14 protein-coding genes and 1 other annotated feature (1 of these 15 running past the window's edge) are annotated in these 17317 nt (G+C 43.3%); of the genes, 2 read left to right on the top strand and 12 right to left on the bottom strand.

Annotated elements, in window-relative coordinates; translation table 11 throughout:
• Positions 1-135: a binding site (T-box leader), on the bottom strand; it reaches 94 nt to the left of the window's first position.
• A gap of 226 nt (positions 136-361) precedes the next feature.
• The gene (locus MKX49_RS17075; RefSeq protein WP_034308896.1) at positions 362-553 is read left to right on the top strand and encodes a hypothetical protein; all 192 of its coding nucleotides are present in this window, start codon (positions 362-364) and stop codon (positions 551-553) included.
• 56 nt (positions 554-609) lie between these two features.
• Here the strand turns inward: MKX49_RS17075 and ysxE are convergent, their stop codons facing one another.
• The 8 genes from ysxE to hemA all read right to left on the bottom strand — a co-directional run bounded on the left by ysxE (position 610) and on the right by hemA (position 9817).
• Positions 610-1680: a spore coat protein YsxE gene (ysxE, locus tag MKX49_RS17080; RefSeq protein ID WP_340877131.1), complete on the bottom strand. Its 1071-nt coding sequence runs from the start codon at positions 1678-1680 to the stop codon at positions 610-612.
• 95 nt (positions 1681-1775) lie between these two features.
• The gene (gene spoVID / locus MKX49_RS17085; RefSeq protein WP_340877132.1) at positions 1776-3176 is read right to left on the bottom strand and encodes a stage VI sporulation protein D; all 1401 of its coding nucleotides are present in this window, start codon (positions 3174-3176) and stop codon (positions 1776-1778) included.
• A 395-nt stretch (positions 3177-3571) separates the two neighbouring features.
• Positions 3572-4861, bottom strand: coding sequence for a glutamate-1-semialdehyde 2,1-aminomutase (hemL, locus tag MKX49_RS17090; protein WP_048688905.1), 1290 nt, complete (start codon positions 4859-4861; stop codon positions 3572-3574).
• Between the two features lie 40 nt (positions 4862-4901).
• On the bottom strand, positions 4902-5894 hold the full coding sequence (gene hemB / locus MKX49_RS17095) for a porphobilinogen synthase (protein ID WP_072273336.1): 993 nt from the start codon (positions 5892-5894) through the stop codon (positions 4902-4904).
• Positions 5891-6688, bottom strand: a complete 798-nt coding sequence (locus MKX49_RS17100; protein WP_241634776.1) for a uroporphyrinogen-III synthase — start codon at positions 6686-6688, stop codon at positions 5891-5893. The genes hemB and MKX49_RS17100 overlap by 4 nt, the downstream gene beginning before the upstream one ends.
• Positions 6688-7620: a hydroxymethylbilane synthase gene (hemC, locus tag MKX49_RS17105; protein ID WP_034308911.1), complete on the bottom strand. Its 933-nt coding sequence runs from the start codon at positions 7618-7620 to the stop codon at positions 6688-6690. The genes MKX49_RS17100 and hemC overlap by 1 nt, the downstream gene beginning before the upstream one ends.
• A gap of 9 nt (positions 7621-7629) precedes the next feature.
• On the bottom strand, positions 7630-8460 hold the full coding sequence (locus MKX49_RS17110) for a cytochrome C assembly family protein (RefSeq protein WP_034308913.1): 831 nt from the start codon (positions 8458-8460) through the stop codon (positions 7630-7632).
• A 10-nt stretch (positions 8461-8470) separates the two neighbouring features.
• The gene (hemA, locus tag MKX49_RS17115) at positions 8471-9817 is read right to left on the bottom strand and encodes a glutamyl-tRNA reductase (protein WP_034308915.1); all 1347 of its coding nucleotides are present in this window, start codon (positions 9815-9817) and stop codon (positions 8471-8473) included.
• 253 nt (positions 9818-10070) lie between these two features.
• Here hemA and MKX49_RS17120 point away from each other — a divergent pair, with 253 nt between their 5' ends.
• A complete protein-coding gene (locus MKX49_RS17120; RefSeq protein ID WP_034308917.1) occupies positions 10071-10553 on the top strand; it encodes a LiaI-LiaF-like domain-containing protein in 483 nt (160 codons plus the stop codon).
• Positions 10554-10609: 56 nt separating this feature from the next.
• Here the strand turns inward: MKX49_RS17120 and yihA are convergent, their stop codons facing one another.
• The 4 genes from yihA to clpX all read right to left on the bottom strand — a co-directional run bounded on the left by yihA (position 10610) and on the right by clpX (position 17097).
• Positions 10610-11191: a ribosome biogenesis GTP-binding protein YihA/YsxC gene (gene yihA / locus MKX49_RS17125; RefSeq protein ID WP_034308918.1), complete on the bottom strand. Its 582-nt coding sequence runs from the start codon at positions 11189-11191 to the stop codon at positions 10610-10612.
• Complete coding sequence (gene lon / locus MKX49_RS17130) at positions 11188-13509, bottom strand: endopeptidase La (RefSeq protein WP_054400085.1); 2322 nt, start codon at positions 13507-13509, stop codon at positions 11188-11190. Before lon ends, yihA begins: the two co-directional genes overlap by 4 nt.
• Before the next feature lie 255 nt (positions 13510-13764).
• Entirely contained in the window at positions 13765-15435 is a 1671-nt protein-coding gene (lonB, locus tag MKX49_RS17135) for an ATP-dependent protease LonB (RefSeq protein WP_048688888.1), read from the bottom strand.
• Between the two features lie 393 nt (positions 15436-15828).
• Positions 15829-17097: an ATP-dependent protease ATP-binding subunit ClpX gene (gene clpX / locus MKX49_RS17140; RefSeq protein WP_034308926.1), complete on the bottom strand. Its 1269-nt coding sequence runs from the start codon at positions 17095-17097 to the stop codon at positions 15829-15831.
• Between the last annotated feature and the right edge of the window lie 220 nt (positions 17098-17317).

The following is a 17317-nucleotide window of genomic DNA, read 5'->3' on the forward strand; positions in this document are numbered from 1 at the left end:
GGCCTTCGCTACTAAGAAGTTCACGAAGACTGCTCGCGGACGACTTCGGATGCTGCTGCCTGGAAACCTCGCACCAATTTGGTTTCCTCTCTGAAAAGTGCATTTCATCTTACTATTTCCGGTCTTTGCATTGATTTATATTCATATGTAAAAACATTGAATGCATATAGTATATAGTACAAAAAACATGGGGCTCCAGTCAATCATCTTTTCGCTTACTTTCTCAGGAATCATCCCATTTGATGCATTCATGTTCATTTTCTTTATTTTATCCTCCAGGAACAGTGAATGTGACGGCTGTTTCACCTTTTTCACTGCCCACCCATAGAATATAAGAAGTCCTAAAAAGGAAGGTAATATTATGAAGCGAAGATATACTCCCTATACTTTACCGCCTTGGGTGAAAAAATTCCGCGGTGTCTGCCAGCAGTTCATCGTCCCCTTTATCGTATTCCAAGGATTACGTACGCTGATTTTCCCGACTTTCTTCGATATGCTCCTGCTTATCGCGTTTATTTTCCTGGCCATGTCTTTGTATTTCGAATGGATTTAATTATTCCCTTACAGCAAAAAAATATACATGACTGGAGATGATCCAATCATGTATATTTAGCTTGGGGGTGATTGTTCTTCTTTGGCAGCCTCGGCAGCGGCCTTTTTCTTCTGTTCGATTTCTTCGATTCTCATCACCATATATTCAATATTTTTCAATAGCCAAAATTGCCGCTGCAGTTGCGTGACATTATCAAGCTCTGAACGATGGCTCCTGCCATCGGAATAACCCTTCACTAATTCCAAAGCTGATCCAGGGAATGCCAGATAACTTTGCATGAGCAATAATTCTTCTTCTTTTAACGGAAAATAACGAAAATAGTTATATAGCCAGTCAACACAGTCATCGCTTTGGACAGGATAGGTCCTGGCCGATTTAACGAGAAATGGCAGTAAATCGAAATGCGGCGGAGCCGTATTCGAATTCTCAAAATTGATGAAGTAGCCATATCCCCGCTCATCATAAACGAAATGCTTCAAAGAAACCTTTCCGTGCGTTACCACGGTTCGAACCTTTTCACTATCCTTCGTTTTTTCATACCAGGTTTCAAACTTCTTGATCGAGTACTTCAGAGCCTGTGAAATATCAGTGTAGAAAGAACAAACCGTCAGTTCGAATGGAGACATATACCACTTCTTTTCACAGCTGACAATATACTCTTCTATAAATTCCTTTTCGTTATTCCAGGCATCAAGCGTCCGCTCATAATGGGCTTCCCGTTCCTCAATATCCACTTGTATTTCCTTAACGGAAAGTGTATGCATCCGAGCAAGCTCCCTGAACAATTGCTTATGCTTTTCATCGCGCTCCCCGTCCCTTTCATCATTGAGCCAGGGCATCAGGTAATACAAACGTCCATTATGAAGAACGGCGTAACGCTGATCCATCGTTTGATAAATGGGAACGATTCGATTATAGCCGCGATGGTACAGTTTTTGAACATTTTTGATAAAATCAATGCCGTTATGCGGTAACATGGATTTCAAGGCAAATGTACCGCGATCACTGTATACTTTTTTCACACGCCCAAAGTCCTCAATATATTGTACATACATGGCATATTCCTTCAATACGGTCTCCGTGTCCCGATCCCGATTGGCAGGCTGCTGATTCTCGTTTTCCCTCACGAGACTCACTCACTTTCTCTAAAAAAACTAAACAATCCGATTCCTCTAGCATTTAAAAAACAGGAGCAGAGCATATGCCCCGCTCTCTGTCCCGGTCAATTCTTATACGCAACCGCCTTCGGTATATAAATGACTTGCCCTTCATGGACGTTCTGATTCGACTCCAATTCATTGCTGAAAAGTATCGATTGAACCGTAACATCATATCGCTGAGCCAAGTCATCAAGCGTTTCCCCTTGCTGAACAATGCAAACCTTCATCCTTACCAGTTCTTCTTCTTGTTTCCGTCCGAATAAATCCATGATGGAAAGCTGCTTTTCATCATGATCGGCCGTTTCTTTTTCATCACGTTCCGCTGCTTGTTTCCTGCCTTTGAAATTCTTACCCTCCTTAGCCGGAGGCGCAGGTCTTTCCCTCTTTTTGAATAGATCGCTTATGGACGAATTGGATTCCTCTTCCTGCTCCACCTTCACACTCTCATTAAGGATAGGACCCGCTGCAACGGCATCGTCTTCCTGCCGGATGACATCCTCGGTTTCTACATTTGAAACTGGGCTACTTTGATGATTGGTTGCTTGACTTGGTTCTTCTTCTACTTCTTCTATAAATGTCACTCTAGGAATCTCCAAGGAATCCTGCCTGCTTGGTTCTTCCTCCAATTTTGCCTCTCCCATGAAAGGTACCTTTTCCGTGGAGTCAGGCGGATCACCAATCACTTCTTCCTCTACAGCTTCGACTTCTTCCTGTCTATGCACTTCCGTTTCCCATTCCTCCTCTTCAGGATATGGTGAAACGGGAATTTCAAAAACGGGAGCATTATGCTGATCGCTTAAATAAATCGGTTCCTCTTCTTCTTCTTCATTTGCTTCAGAAACCCGTTTTGACTCTGCAGTAAAAGGCGCGTATAACTCTTCTTCCTCCTCATCACGGAAAACGGGCTGAAAATCCGGGATTGGCGGCACTGCCGCTGCATAAGGAATATATGACTCATTTTCCCCATCCGTTTCTTCCTGATCCTCCGTTTCCCCAACTTCCTGCTCAGTATCAAACCGTTCTTCCACATATGAATCATTATAGATTCCGGTTATCAAAAGGTCCGCCTGCAATTTCAAGCAGTTATGCTCTGGCATGGCATAGTCAAAGCTTTGAATCGAGACATCAACCTCATCCAAAGAGGCAATCCGATTATTCGGAATCGTTATATCAACCGGAAAACGGTGTGTGAACTCATTAAGTCCATTGGGATGCCTCTCGACCTTTTGAACCGCCTTTGGCAAAAAGGTCTGCGAAAACTCCTCTTCTTCACCATTTTGCGAGTCTTTGTATTCACCGCTTAAATCTAACGAGCCTCGTATAAAAACATATTGATCACTTTCTTGAATCGACACATTTGGATCAAGGGAAATCGAGTATAGCTCAGCCACTTCCTGTCCCTTCTGGAACCAAACGGATTCCTCTAAAGAAAATCGTAAATACGATTCATTTTCTTGCGACAAGACAACTCCTCCTTTCAGCTTCATGAAACGGTACCTATACCAATATCAATCTATGAAGACAGGAAGCTGTTTATTCCTTAATTTCATTTGCAGCACTCCTTAGATATTCCCTGAACCTTTTAAAAGAAGGAGGTTCAATTTTCAGGCTAAAATAAAGCGGGAATAACATTCAGCTTGAAAAATCCGACTCGACCTACCGCCATATTAATTCCCAACGCCCTATTAATTCTGCTTTCTACCAATTATTTCGACCTACCTCCAATTAAATTCGGTTCTTACACATACGGATTGAATTCAAAAAAAACTGGCTGCCTTTCTCCAAAAGTTTTTTGGAAAATGGCAGCCAGTTCAAATTTATCATTATCGAATATCGCGGAAGCTCATGAAGCCTTGAATCATTTTTTTAATTTGGCAAAAGCCTGTTCTGCCGCTGCAATGGTTTTTTCGATATCTTCATCACTATGTGCAGTTGAAAGGAATAACCCTTCAAACTGTGACGGCGGCAAGTAGATGCCTTGATTCGCCATTTCCCTATAGTAGGAAGCAAAGAACTCTAAATCGGATGTTTTTGCTGTATCATAGTTTACGACATCTTCATTAGTAAAGAAAAGTCCAATCATGGAGCCGGCACGGTTGAATGTATGGGGAACACCGTACTTATCCGCTGCCGCTCCAATTCCTTTTTCGAGCATATCCCCTTTTCGGGTGAACTCATCATAAGATTCTGGAGTCAATTGGCTCAGCGTTTCAAGGCCGGCCGTCATGGCAAGAGGGTTACCGGACAATGTTCCCGCTTGATAGATTGTCCCACTCGGGGCAATTTGTTCCATGAATTCGCGCTTGCCTCCGAATGCTCCGACAGGCAAGCCGCCGCCAATTACTTTCCCAAGGCAAGTCAGGTCAGGTACGATGCCAAAATAGCCTTGTGCACAATTATAGTCGACACGGAACCCTGTCATGACTTCGTCAAAGATCAATAGAGCTCCGTATTGGGTCGTCACTTCACGTAAGCCTTCGAGGAAACCAGGTTGTGGCGGAACCACGCCCATGTTCCCTGCAACAGGTTCTACGATGATACAGGCAATGTCTTCGCCAAATTGTTCAAACGCATATTTGGTTGCAGCAAGATCATTATATGCTACGGTAATCGTATTTTTTGCAATGCCTTCCGGTACACCCGGGCTATCCGGTAAACCTAATGTTGCAACGCCGGAACCCGCTTTGATCAGCAATGAATCGCCATGGCCATGGTAGGAACCTTCGAATTTCAGGATTTTATCACGGCCTGTTATGCCTCGTGCCAGCCTTAGCGCACTCATCGTCGCTTCGGTTCCTGATGATACCATCCGGATCATTTCAATCGAAGGCACCCGTTCCATGACCAACTTGGCCAGTTCATTCTCAATCAGTGTAGAGGTTCCAAAGCTTGTACCTGACTCCGCTACTTTTTTCAATGATTCCACGACACGGTCATTCGTGTGACCCAGGATGAGCGGTCCCCATGAAAGAACATAATCGATATATTCATTTCCATCGATATCATACATTTTCGAGCCTTTTCCACGCTCCATGAAAATGGGATCCATGTCCACAGATTTGAAGGCACGTACCGGGCTGTTCACGCCGCCTGGCATCAAATTTTTTGCTTCGGCAAAAGCTTTTTTCGATTTTTCATATGACCGCATGATTCAATCCCCTTTTTCCATTACAGGTTATATTTTTTTATCATTGATTATCTTCGTTTATCCAGCGTGCTACCTCTTTTGAAAAATACGTAATGATCAAGTCGGAACCTGCGCGTTTCAAGCCTGTCAGCATTTCCATCACTATCGCTTTTTCATCAATCCAGCCGTTTTGGGCAGCAGCTTTGACCATTGAATATTCACCGCTGACATTATAGGAAACGATCGGAAGATTAAAGTTATTCTTAACGTCCCTGATGATGTCCATGTAGGAAAGGGCTGGTTTCACGATTAGGAAGTCCGCACCTTCAGCAACATCGGATTCAGCTTCACGAAACGCTTCAAGGCGATTGGCGGGATCCATTTGGTAAGTTTTCCTGTCGCCAAATTGTGGCGCACCATTCGCAGCATCACGGAATGGGCCGTAAAAAGCCGAAGCATATTTCACCGCATAGGACATGATCGGAATATCTTCATAACCCGCTTCATCCAGACCTGCACGGATGGCCGCAACGAAACCGTCCATCATATTGGAAGGCGCAATGATGTCTGCGCCGGCCTCAGCCTGGCTGATTGCCGTTTTGGCAAGAAGGTCAAGAGAAGCGTCATTAAGGATTTTTTCCCCTTCAACGACCCCGCAATGGCCATGGCTTGTATACTCGCAAAGGCAGGTATCCGCTATGACAATAACTTCAGGATATTGTTTTTTAATAAAGCGGGTGGCCTCTTGCACAAGTCCGTTGTGATGAAATGCCCCTGTTCCCTGTTCGTCTTTATCATGATCAAAAGGGACACCGAATAAAATGACTGATTTAATGCCCAGACTCACGACTTCATCCATTTCGGCCCCCAAATTATCCATGGAAAGCTGATAGATACCTGGCATGGAATTGATTTCATTTTTCACATTTTCCCCGTCGATGACGAAGATCGGATAAATCAAATCCTCTTTATGCAATTGTGTTTCACGGACTAAAGCCCTCATGCCAGCACTTGCGCGCAAGCGGCGGTGGCGATTGAATGGAATGTTTTTCATTTGAAAGTTCCTCCCTTTTTATTTCTTTTCAAGATGAAGCGTATTAACTCCGCAACCATGGCATCCGTCGTATAAACATCTGGACAGACATCGACGGATAGCCCATGTTTTTCAGCCGTTTTAGCGGCAATCGGCCCGATGCAGGCGATGATGATCCGGTCTATGTATGTATCCAATTCATGGCTTTTCATGATCTGTAAAAAATGATTGACCGTCGATGAACTCGTAAAGGTCATGATGTCGATTTCATGGTTCTTTATAAGCTGCACCAGCTTTTTTTCACTGCTTCGAGGAAGCACTGTATGATAAATAATCACTTCATCACAGATTGCTCCAGCTTCATTGATCGCCTCCGCAATAACCGCCCTTGCGAGATTTCCTTTTGCAAGCAACACGCGGGCCCCCGGATCAAGCAGGGTATTGAACTCCGCCACGAACCCTTCGGCAACAAACTGAGCTGGAACGAAATCCGCCTTATAACCATGCCGTTTCAGGGCCGCTTCTGTTTTGGAGCCGATTACGGCTATTTTCGGAAGCTTCAGAGGCTGGTTTCCAAGAAGCTTAAAGAAGAAATCCACCCCATTTTGACTGGTCAGAATGATCCAGTCATATGTAAGCAACTCTTCAAACCGCTGTTGCACATCTTCCATATGATCTGGAAGAGTGAACTCAAGCAATGGCACAAGAAGCGGCGTTCCGCCATTTTTTTCGATCGACTCTTTTAAACCATCTGCCTGTCCTTTCCCTCTGGTGATTAACACCTGATAATCCTTAAGAGGTTGAACTGGGTTCATTACTGATCAAGCTCTTCTTTAACGCGATCGATCAATTCTTTACCGCCCATTTCGCTAATCTGTTTGGCAGCAGCATGCCCAACTGCCTCTGGATCAGCACCTTCAACCATTTCTTTATATATCACCTTTCCATCCGGAGCAGCGACCAAAGCCGTCAAGGAAACGGACCCATTATCTTTTGCCACCGCAAAACCGGCAATCGGCACCTGGCATCCGCCTTCCATTTTATCCAAAAAGGCACGTTCCGCTTCAACCGTTCTTTTCGTTTTTTCACATGTCAATTTCGCAAGTTCCGCCAGCAGTTCTTTGTCGTCTTCACGGCATTCAATGGAAAGAGCTCCTTGTCCCACTGCCGGAATGCAAATATCTTCATCTAAAAATTCCGTTACGATGTCCTGCTCCCAACCCATTCTTGATAGTCCGGCTGCCGCTAAAATGATAGCATCATAATCTTCCGTTTTCAGCTTATTCAGACGGGTATCGATATTTCCGCGAATCCATTTGATTTCAAGGTCCGGCCTTCTAGCCAAAATTTGCGCGCCACGCCGCAAGCTGCTAGTACCTATGATGGAACCGGGCTTCAGTTCGGAAAGGGTTTCATGGTTCTTTGATATCAAAGCATCCCGATGGTCCTCCCTCGGTGGTATGCAGCCAATCGTCAAACCTGGAGGCAGCACTGCCGGCATATCCTTCATACTATGTACGGCCATATCAATTTCTTTATCCAGCATCGCTTGTTCGATTTCTTTAACGAATAAGCCCTTTCCGCCGACCTTGGAAAGTGTTACATCAAGGATTTGGTCACCCTTTGTGACAATTTCCTTCACTTCGAACTCGTATGGGACCCCAAGTCCTTTAAGTTGATCGATCACCCAGTTCGTTTGGGTGATCGCTAATTTACTACGTCTTGAACCGACAATTATTTTTCTCATAGTTTCCTCCTATGTATTCCAAAAGTGGAATGTTGAAAGGCTTCCGAAAAGGAAAAAGTTAATTAACACAATCATGAAAGATCCAATATTCAGAAAGGCTAGCGTCCTTCCATACATTTGTTTCCGAATTTTCAAGTATAAAAACACACTGTAAGCAATAAGCAAAATAAATGAGCCGATGATCTTCATGTCCAGCCAGGATACCCCAGGGACTTTTATATAAGCCCATTGAATCCCCAGGATGAGGGAGACCACCAATAATGGAACACCTATAACTGCGAGGACATAGGACATATGCTCGAGCTTTGTTAAATCGCCAAGTCGAAGCAGGCGTTTTCCCCACTTCTTCCGTTTCAATAGATCATATTGAATTAAGTATAAAACTGAAAAAACGAAAGAAAGTGTGAATGCCCCATATGATAGGATCGCAAAAGTGATATGTATGAGCAATAGCTCTGAAACCAGGCGCTGTGCAAGCACTTGAGATTCTATCTGAACAGGTGCAAAGGTATGGATGGCCATAACCATGAAACCTAATACATTCGTAAAAAAGACCGTAAAATCGACTCTTAGCAATCGGTTAATGATCAATGATAGCGATATGAGGACCCATGCATAAAAATATAGGCCTTCAAAAATCGTCAATACCGGGAACCTTCCCGTTTTCAACACATACAGAAACAAAAAAATTGTTTGCAGCACCCAAACAATAGAAAGCAACCAGAAGGCGACCCTGTTCGCCTTCTGGTTATTATTAAGGAAATCAATAAAATATAAAAGCATACTGATGGCATACAGCAAAACAGTGGCTTCATGCAATCTTGTCATTAGTAATTCCATATCTACCTCATTACTGGACAGGAACTGGATTCAATAGGGATGACTTGGAGCTGTTCCGTTCTTTTTCATCCGCAACCAGCTGGTCTTCAATCAATTCCTCTAAATGGAAGATTTTCACGAAATTATTTAATTGCTCTTTTGCATTCGGCTCATCTGCCAGCTCTTTTGCATAAAGTATCGGATCCTTCAGCATTTGGTTGATGATGCTTTTCGTATGCTTGTTCAGGACTTTTTTGTCACGTTCGCTCAAATGCGGAAGCTTTCTTTCGATGCTTTCCATCGTTTCCTTTTGTATCGATAGGGATTTTTCCCGTAAAGAGGAAATGACGGGAACCACACCAAGTAAATTAATCCACTGGTTGAAGTCCACGATTTCTGATTCGATCATCATTTCTATTTTCTCGGCAGCTTTTTTACGTTCTTCGATATTGGCTTGCACGATCCCTTCCAGATCGTCAATGTCATACAAGAAGACATTTTCCAGCTCGGCCAATGTTGGATCGAGGTCACGCGGCACTGCGATATCGACCATGAAAATAGGACGGCCCTTCCGAAGCTTATTGACGAATGACATCATTTCTTTTGTTACAAGAAGATCTTTTGCACCAGTGGAAGTAATCAGGATATCGGTATCCACTAAAGCGCATTGAAGCTCTTGCAGCTGTTTGGCCGTACCATTGAATCTCTCAGCCAGGTCGACCGCTTTCTGAAAGGTGCGGTTAATGACCGTAATGCTGTCGGCGCCATTGCTATGCAGATTTTGAATGGCCAGCTCACCCATCTTACCGGCCCCAAGAATCAAGACATTCTTGCCGTTCAGGCCTCCGAAGATTTTTTTTGCAAGCTCGACTGCCGCATAGCTGACGGAAACGGCATTGGTATTGATTTCGGTTTCCGAATGAGCTTTTTTAGCTAATGTAAGGGCTTGCTTGAAGAGATGGTTAAAAACGGTACCGATCGTATCTTCCTTCTGCCCTAACAAATAGCTTGAACGTACTTGTCCCAAAATCTGAGTTTCTCCCAGTATCATGGAATTCAAGCCGCAGGTAACTGAAAATAAATGCTCGACAGCCCCATCGCCTTCATAAATGAACAGATATTTAGAAAATTCTTCTTTATCGATGTTAAACCATTCTGAAAGAAATTCCTTGATATAATACCTGCTTGTATGAAGCTGGTCCCCGACCGCATAGATTTCCGTCCTGTTACATGTTGAAATAATAATATTTTCCAAGATGCTTTTTTTATTTTTAAGAGCTTTCATTGCCTCGGCAAGTTCGGCTTCGTTAAACGATAGTTTTTCCCGAATTTCTACAGGGGCAGTTTTGTAATTTATACCAACCGCTAGAATATGCATCCTTTTGTTTTGCACCCCCAAAATTTTTCATGTAAATTAATTATACCATGTACTAAAATGGATTCACGCAAATAATATGAACAGTTTATGAAAACGTATGCTACCATGAAAAGACAGCCAAAACGCCTCAATGCTACAAAAGGTGTCTAAGCGGGATTTGTAAAGTTACATACATATTTCGACATTGTGTACAAAAGTACCATATCAAAAATGGCAAAAAACTTCAAGTAATCGAATTGCATAGGAGGATAAAATGAAAACGCATCGTATTTTCCCAGGAATCGTTTTAATCGGTTTCGGGCTCTATTTTTTTCTTGAACATTCCCAAATCGAAATCTTTCCGGGCTTTTTCAGCTGGCCCACTTTATTATGTATTGTCGGTGCCGCCTTCCTGATCCAGGCATATAGCGGTAATGAATATGAGTCCATCCTGCCAGGCGTCATCTTACTTGGGTTCGGGGCTCACTTCCACATCGCCGAGAACCTGGAGATTTGGCCGGATGATATAGGTATCTTTATTTTAATCATCTCACTGGGATTTATTCTCCGGGCACGTAAAACAAATTCTGGAATGTTTCACGGAATGGTCATATTCATCGTCTCGATCACATTCTTATTCTATGATAAAATCACAACGTCTTTCGGGATTGTTGAAACAACCACCGCGAACATCGAAAGGTTTTGGCCCTTTGCCTTGATGGCGATCGGCATTTATTTTTTGGTTCGAAAAAAGTGAAGATTTTCGATTCCATAATGAAAAAGGGTATTCCAGATGCGGAATACCCTTTTCCTTTACATATATTTCTTAAGGACTCCCCATGCTTGTTCCTTACCTTCGCCTGTTTCACCAGAGAATAGAAGCAATTCATCTTCTTTTTCCATATTTAACGTTTGGCGTGTGATTTTCAAGTGTTTCTGCCATTTGCCTTTTGGAATTTTATCCGCTTTGGTGGCAATGACGATCCGGGGCAGGTCATAATGCTTCAGGAATTCATACATTGCGATATCATCCTTTGTCGGCGGATGGCGCAAATCGACGATCAGAAGCGCAGCGCGGAGCTGGTCACGGGAAGTGAAGTACGTTTCGATCATCTTCCCCCAAGCATCACGCTCCGTCTTGGATACTTTTGCATAACCATAACCCGGTACATCCACAAAATGGAGTGCTTCATTTATGATATAAAAATTCAAGGTCTGCGTCTTACCCGGTTTAGAGGATGTGCGCGCCAAATTTTTTCGATTGATCATTTTGTTGATGAAACTGGACTTCCCAACGTTGGAACGGCCTGCCAAGGCAAATTCCGGTATTGGAGTATTGGGATATTGTTCAGGCTTCACAGCACTGATGACAATATCTGAACTTGTTACTTTCATTCGTTCACACCTACCAATGCATGCTCAAGGACTTCATCGACGTGTGAAACTGGAACAAATGTTAATGCTTTACGGACACTTTCCGGGATATCATCAATATCCTTTTCGTTATTTTGCGGGATGATGATTTTCGTAAGTCCTGCGCGATGGGCCGCTAAAGATTTTTCTTTAAGCCCGCCGATCGGAAGAACCCGTCCGCGTAATGTAATTTCGCCTGTCATGCCTACCTCTTTTCTGATCGGCCTATTTGTAAGGGCCGATATTAACGCTGTTGCAATCGTGATGCCTGCAGAAGGGCCATCTTTTGGAACCGCACCTTCGGGGACATGAATATGAATATCATATTTTTCATGGAAGTTCGCATCAATCTGAAGTTTCTCGGTTTTCGAACGGACAAAACTGAAAGCAGCCTGGGCTGACTCTTTCATTACATCGCCAAGCTTTCCTGTCAGGATCAGCTTCCCTTTACCTGGTGATAAGGAAACCTCGATTTGCAGCGTATCGCCACCTACCGACGTGTATGCTAAACCATTAGCTACACCGACTTGGTTCTCGACCTCCGCCTGTCCATAATGGAACATGGTTTTCCCTAAAAACTCCTCGACATTCTTTTCAGCAATGACGACCCGCTTTTTATCTCCGGACACGATGATTTTTGCAGTCTTCCGACAGATGCCTGCAAGCTGTCGTTCCAGACTCCGAACACCGGCTTCCCGAGTATAGTAACGGATGATTTTTGTAAGAGCTTCCTCACGGACTTGCAATTGTGTCTTCAATAAACCATGGTTTTCAAGCTGTCTAGGCAGCAAGTGATCCTTGGCTATATGAAGTTTCTCTATCTCAGTATAACCTGCAATCGAAATGATTTCCATACGATCACGAAGCGGACCAGGAATCGATCCCAAATTATTTGCCGTTGCGACGAACATGACTTTGGAAAGATCGTAGGTTTCTTCAATATAATGATCACTGAAATTATGATTTTGCTCTGGATCGAGCACCTCAAGCATCGCTGCAGATGGATCTCCCCTAAAGTCATTGGACATCTTATCCACTTCGTCCAGTAAAAAGACCGGATTGATCGTACCAGCTTTTTTCATGCCTTGAATGATCCGTCCCGGCATTGCCCCTACATATGTGCGGCGATGTCCGCGGATTTCTGATTCATCGCGTACCCCACCTAAAGATATACGGACGAAATTCCTATTCAGGGATGAAGCGATCGATTTAGCCAAGCTCGTTTTCCCGACTCCTGGCGGTCCCACCAAGCAAAGGATCGGTCCCTTCAATGATTTGGTCAATTGCTGTACGGCCAAATACTCAAGCACACGCTCCTTCACCTTTTCCAAACCATGGTGATCCCGGTTCAGGATTTTTTCGGCTTTATGAATATTCAAGTCATCTTTGGTCGCTTTGGTCCAAGGAAGAGAGATCAGCCATTCGATATAGTTGCGGATGACAGAACTTTCGGCTGAGCTCGAAGGAACTTTTTCATAACGGTCCAATTCCTTTAATGCCGTTTCTTTGATATGCTCAGGCATATCCGCTTCTTCTATCTTTTCGTTCAGGACTTCAATTTCCCCTGTTTTTCCTTCTTTATCGCCCAATTCCTTTTGGATCGCTTTCATTTGCTCTCGTAAATAATATTCCTTTTGAGTACGTTCCATCGAACGTTTAACACGCTGGCCGATCTTTTTCTCGAGAAAAAGAACTTCTTTCTCGTTATTGATGATCTCGATTACACGGCTAAGACGCTCTTTCATATCAATGGTCTCAAGCACTTCTTGCTTCTCCTTCAATTTCAAAGGCAAATGGGAAGCGATTATATCCGCCAATCGCCCAGGCTCTTCAATATCCGAAGTGGACGAAAACGTTTCACCGGTTATTTTCTTGGACATTTTTATGTATTGTTCAAAATAATCCAGTAGTGTGCGCATTAATGCTTGATGTTCAGCATCCTTTTCATCACTGTCTTCATATATTTTAATCTTGGCACCATAATGTGTCTCATAATCGTAAAATTCCATGACTTCTGCGCGGTTCAACCCTTCCACCAACACCCGGATTGTACCATTCGGAAGCTTCAACATCTGTTTTACCTTTGTTAAAGTTCCCATTGTAAATAAATCTTCTTCACCTGGTTCGTCCAACGAAACATCTTGTTGTGTCGTCAAAAATATAAGATGGTCTTCCACCATTGCTTTCTCAAGGGCTTGTACCGATTTATCTCGGCCTACATCTAAATGAAGTACCATCGTTGGATATACAAGCAGTCCTCTAAGCGGCAGGAGGGGGACGATGATTTCTTTATCAGTCATTTCCTGACACCTCCATCTATTTAGTATCGTCGTTGTAAACTATTTACCCATGTTCTCAACCTTTTAACAATTCTATCCTATTTATATAGAAGTGTCTATTCGTTTACCTTAACACGTTTCGACTGCTATTATTATCTCCAATATTAGATAAAAAAGCACGCCTGAATGCGTGTTTATTTTTTACGGCAGGGTGGCCGTGAACGCCAATATGGTCCTTAAAATGCCCCGGTTCTATTTTTAGCCGGGGCATATCCTTTATACACTTTCTTTTTTTGATAGGTCCAAGGTTGTGAGGATTTGTTCCGACATCAATTCTTTCTTCAGTGCCTGATCCAGCACTTCTTTCACATTCGAAACAGGAATGATTTCTATATCCTTGATTTCAGATAGAAGCGGCTGCATGTTTTCGGCTGGGATGATTACCTTTTTTGCCCCGGCAAGTTTAGCCGCCTTGATTTTCGGAATGACACCGCCAATCGGTTTAACGCCGCCATGAATGCTTATTTCCCCAGTCATCGCCATAGTATGGTCAACAGGGATTTTATAAATGGCCGAGTATATGCCTGTGGCCATTGCAATTCCTGCTGAAGGGCCATCCACTGGACTTCCGCCCGGAAAGTTCACATGGATATCGAATTGATCGGCAGGCACTCCCATCGAACGTAAAACCGTAATGACATTTTCAATCGAACCTTTCGCCATGCTCTTGCGTCGAACCGATTTGCCACTCCCGCCGCCGATACTTTCTTCCTCAACGATACCGGTAATGTTTATCGAACCTTTTTCATCAGAGGCAGCCATGACCGTAACCTCAATTTCCAGCAATGCCCCGCTGTTTGGACCATAGACTGCAAGACCATTGACAAGGCCTATTTTGGAATTCGCTTCTATTTTCCTGTCCATTCTTTGGGTCAGCTGGCTGCTATGGGCCATCCAATCTATATCTTCTTCCCTGATGAAAGTCCTGTTTTCATTAATTGATATTCCTGCAAGAGTCTGAATCATGTTGACAGCTTCCCTGCCATTTCGGGCATAATCCGAAATCGATTGCAAGCCTTTTTCACTGATGGTGATCCCCACTTTATCTGAGGCATTCTTGGCCACGGCGATTATTTCTTCCCGGTCCAGTTCACGGAAAAACACTTCTATGCATCTTGAACGTATAGCAGGTGCGATTTCATTTGGTGTTCTTGTAGTAGCTCCAATCAACCGAAAGTCAGCGGGCAGTCCATTTTTAAAAATATCATGGATGTGAGTGGGAATATTTTGATTTTCCTCTTGATAATAGGCACTTTCCAGAAAGACCTTACGATCCTCCAATACCTTTAACAGTTTATTCATCTGTATCGGGTGGAGCTCCCCTATTTCATCTATGAACAGTACGCCTCCATGTGCATTGCTGACTGCACCCTGCTTTGGCTGCGGAATGCCTGCCTGTCCCATTGCCCCGGCTCCTTGGTAGATTGGATCGTGCACAGAACCGATGAGCGGATCGGCAATCCCTCGTTCATCGAACCTGGCTGTGGTGGCGTCCAATTCAACAAAAACGGCCGAATTCTTAAAAGGGGACTTGCCATTTTTCTTCGCCTCTTCCAAAACAAGTCTGGCAGCTGCCGTTTTCCCTACCCCAGGAGGACCGTAAATTATCACATGCTGGGGATTCGGCCCACATAAAGCAGCTTTTAATGATTTAATCCCATCTTCTTGACCGATGATTTCATTAAATGTGCTTGGTCTAACTTTTTCTGCCAATGGTTCTGTTAACGAAATCGATCTCATCTTCCGTAATTGGTCCATCTCCTTACGTGAATCACGGTCAATGGAAACTTTTTGTGTCCGCTGGCCTTTCAATAAGTTCAAAAAATACAATCCAATAATAATCCCAAAAAACAGCTGGATAAACAACGCCAATCCTGTCCAATTCATCGTATTCCCTCCTGCACTCTCCTAGTTTGTCATTTCTGTTAGTATCTCCTTTGGAAGGGCGAAATTATCCAAGAAATTCGTGTTGAAAAATTGGCGTTTTTATCCTGTACAACAACAATTTGAAAAAAAGGAAAAGAAAAAGACTGCCAGAATGAACTGGCAGTCTCAGACTGTAAACAACTCGAAATTAACTGGTTTCACCCTACTTTTTTGAGGTTTTAACGTTGATTTCCACTACAGGCACTCGCTTCCGCCCCTCGGCGCTCTGCGCCTGCGGGGTCTCCCTTGTACGCGTATTCCCGCAGGAGTCTCGTACCTTCCGTTACAATCAACTTTGGTCTATAAACAAAAAGACTGCCAGGATTAACTGGCAGCCTTTCTTTTCCTTATAAATCAAGCAGATGTTTTCTTTTCTTGTCCTTTGATGGTTGTGCCGTCTTTAAGGACGAGCTTTGGAGATTCATTTTTCGAAATCGTGCTGCCTGTGATTACACATTTTGCAACATCATCACGTGAAGGCAGATCGAACATCACTTCAAGGATGATGCCTTCGATGATGGAGCGCAGACCACGTGCACCAGTTTTGCGTTCAATTGCCTTTTTAGCAATTTCACTTAGCGCTTCCTGTTCGAATTCCAATTCAACATCGTCAAGCTCAAGTAATTTTTGATATTGTTTAACAAGGGCATTTTTCGGCTGTGTAAGGATTTCAATCAAAGCCGCTTCATCCAATTGCTCAAGAGTCGCAATTACCGGAAGACGTCCGATGAATTCCGGAATTAATCCGAAACGAAGCAAGTCTTCAGGAAGGACTTTGGAAAGCAATTCTTTTTCTGCAATATCATCCTTTTTCACGTCAGAGCCAAAGCCAATGACTTTTTGACCAAGACGGCGTTTGATGATCGGTTCGATGCCATCAAAGGCACCGCCGCAGATGAACAAAATATTGGTCGTATCGATTTGGATGAATTCCTGATGTGGATGTTTACGTCCACCTTGAGGCGGAACGCTTGCAACCGTTCCTTCAAGAATTTTCAATAAAGCTTGTTGCACACCTTCACCAGACACGTCACGTGTAATAGAAGGATTTTCCGATTTACGGGCAACTTTATCGATTTCATCAATATAAATGATGCCTTTTTCCGCTTTTTCCACATCATAATCAGCTGCTTGGATTAATTTGAGAAGGATGTTTTCAACATCTTCCCCAACATATCCAGCTTCCGTCAAGGAAGTGGCATCAGCAATGGCAAAAGGAACATTCAGTAAACGTGCCAATGTTTGCGCAAGAAGGGTTTTCCCACTTCCCGTCGGTCCGATTAGGGCGATGTTACTTTTAGAAAGCTCAACATCGTCGACTTTGCTATTGGAATTGATACGTTTATAATGGTTATAAACAGCTACAGCCAAAGATTTCTTTGCCTGTTCTTGTCCAATCACATATTCGTCAAGAATTTCACGGATTTCCATAGGTTTAGGAACATCTCTGAATTCTACTTCTTCATCAGTTCCCAGCTCTTCTTCGACGATCTCCGTACAAAGTTCTATACACTCGTCACAAATATAGACACCTGGACCAGCAACCAGTTTACGGACTTGTTCTTGTGTTTTACCGCAAAAAGAACATTTTAACTGTCCTTTTTCATCATTAAATTTAAACATGTACGTTCACCCCTTTAAATACTCTTCCAACTCTATTACATAGCGGTACCTAATCGTAAATAAAAAAACTAGGTACACATCTGCTTAAACATTCCAAAATCCCTAGTATGTTTTGCATTTTATCATGTTCTTGGAAGTTTAGTAACAAAAATGCTCACGGTCCGAGTTGTTAAATAAGTACAATAATCAATCAATATGTATTTGCCCTTTACCAGCATGC

It is taken from the genome of Peribacillus sp. FSL M8-0224 (assembly GCF_038003055.1).
Taxonomy (GTDB): Bacteria; Bacillota; Bacilli; order Bacillales; family DSM-1321; genus Peribacillus; species Peribacillus frigoritolerans.

Coding starts and splice junctions, on each gene's coding strand:
- MKX49_RS17075 (WP_034308896.1), top strand. CDS start 362: ATGAAGCGAAGATATACTCCCTATACTTTACCGCCTTGGGTGAAAAAA.
- hemL (WP_048688905.1), bottom strand. CDS start 4,861: ATGCGGTCATATGAAAAATCGAAAAAAGCTTTTGCCGAAGCAAAAAAT.
- hemB (WP_072273336.1), bottom strand. CDS start 5,894: ATGAAAAACATTCCATTCAATCGCCACCGCCGCTTGCGCGCAAGTGCT.
- MKX49_RS17100 (WP_241634776.1), bottom strand. CDS start 6,688: ATGAACCCAGTTCAACCTCTTAAGGATTATCAGGTGTTAATCACCAGA.
- hemC (WP_034308911.1), bottom strand. CDS start 7,620: ATGAGAAAAATAATTGTCGGTTCAAGACGTAGTAAATTAGCGATCACC.
- MKX49_RS17110 (WP_034308913.1), bottom strand. CDS start 8,460: ATGGAATTACTAATGACAAGATTGCATGAAGCCACTGTTTTGCTGTAT.
- hemA (WP_034308915.1), bottom strand. CDS start 9,817: ATGCATATTCTAGCGGTTGGTATAAATTACAAAACTGCCCCTGTAGAA.
- MKX49_RS17120 (WP_034308917.1), top strand. CDS start 10,071: ATGAAAACGCATCGTATTTTCCCAGGAATCGTTTTAATCGGTTTCGGG.
- yihA (WP_034308918.1), bottom strand. CDS start 11,191: ATGAAAGTAACAAGTTCAGATATTGTCATCAGTGCTGTGAAGCCTGAA.
- lon (WP_054400085.1), bottom strand. CDS start 13,509: ATGACTGATAAAGAAATCATCGTCCCCCTCCTGCCGCTTAGAGGACTG.
- lonB (WP_048688888.1), bottom strand. CDS start 15,435: ATGAATTGGACAGGATTGGCGTTGTTTATCCAGCTGTTTTTTGGGATT.
- clpX (WP_034308926.1), bottom strand. CDS start 17,097: ATGTTTAAATTTAATGATGAAAAAGGACAGTTAAAATGTTCTTTTTGC.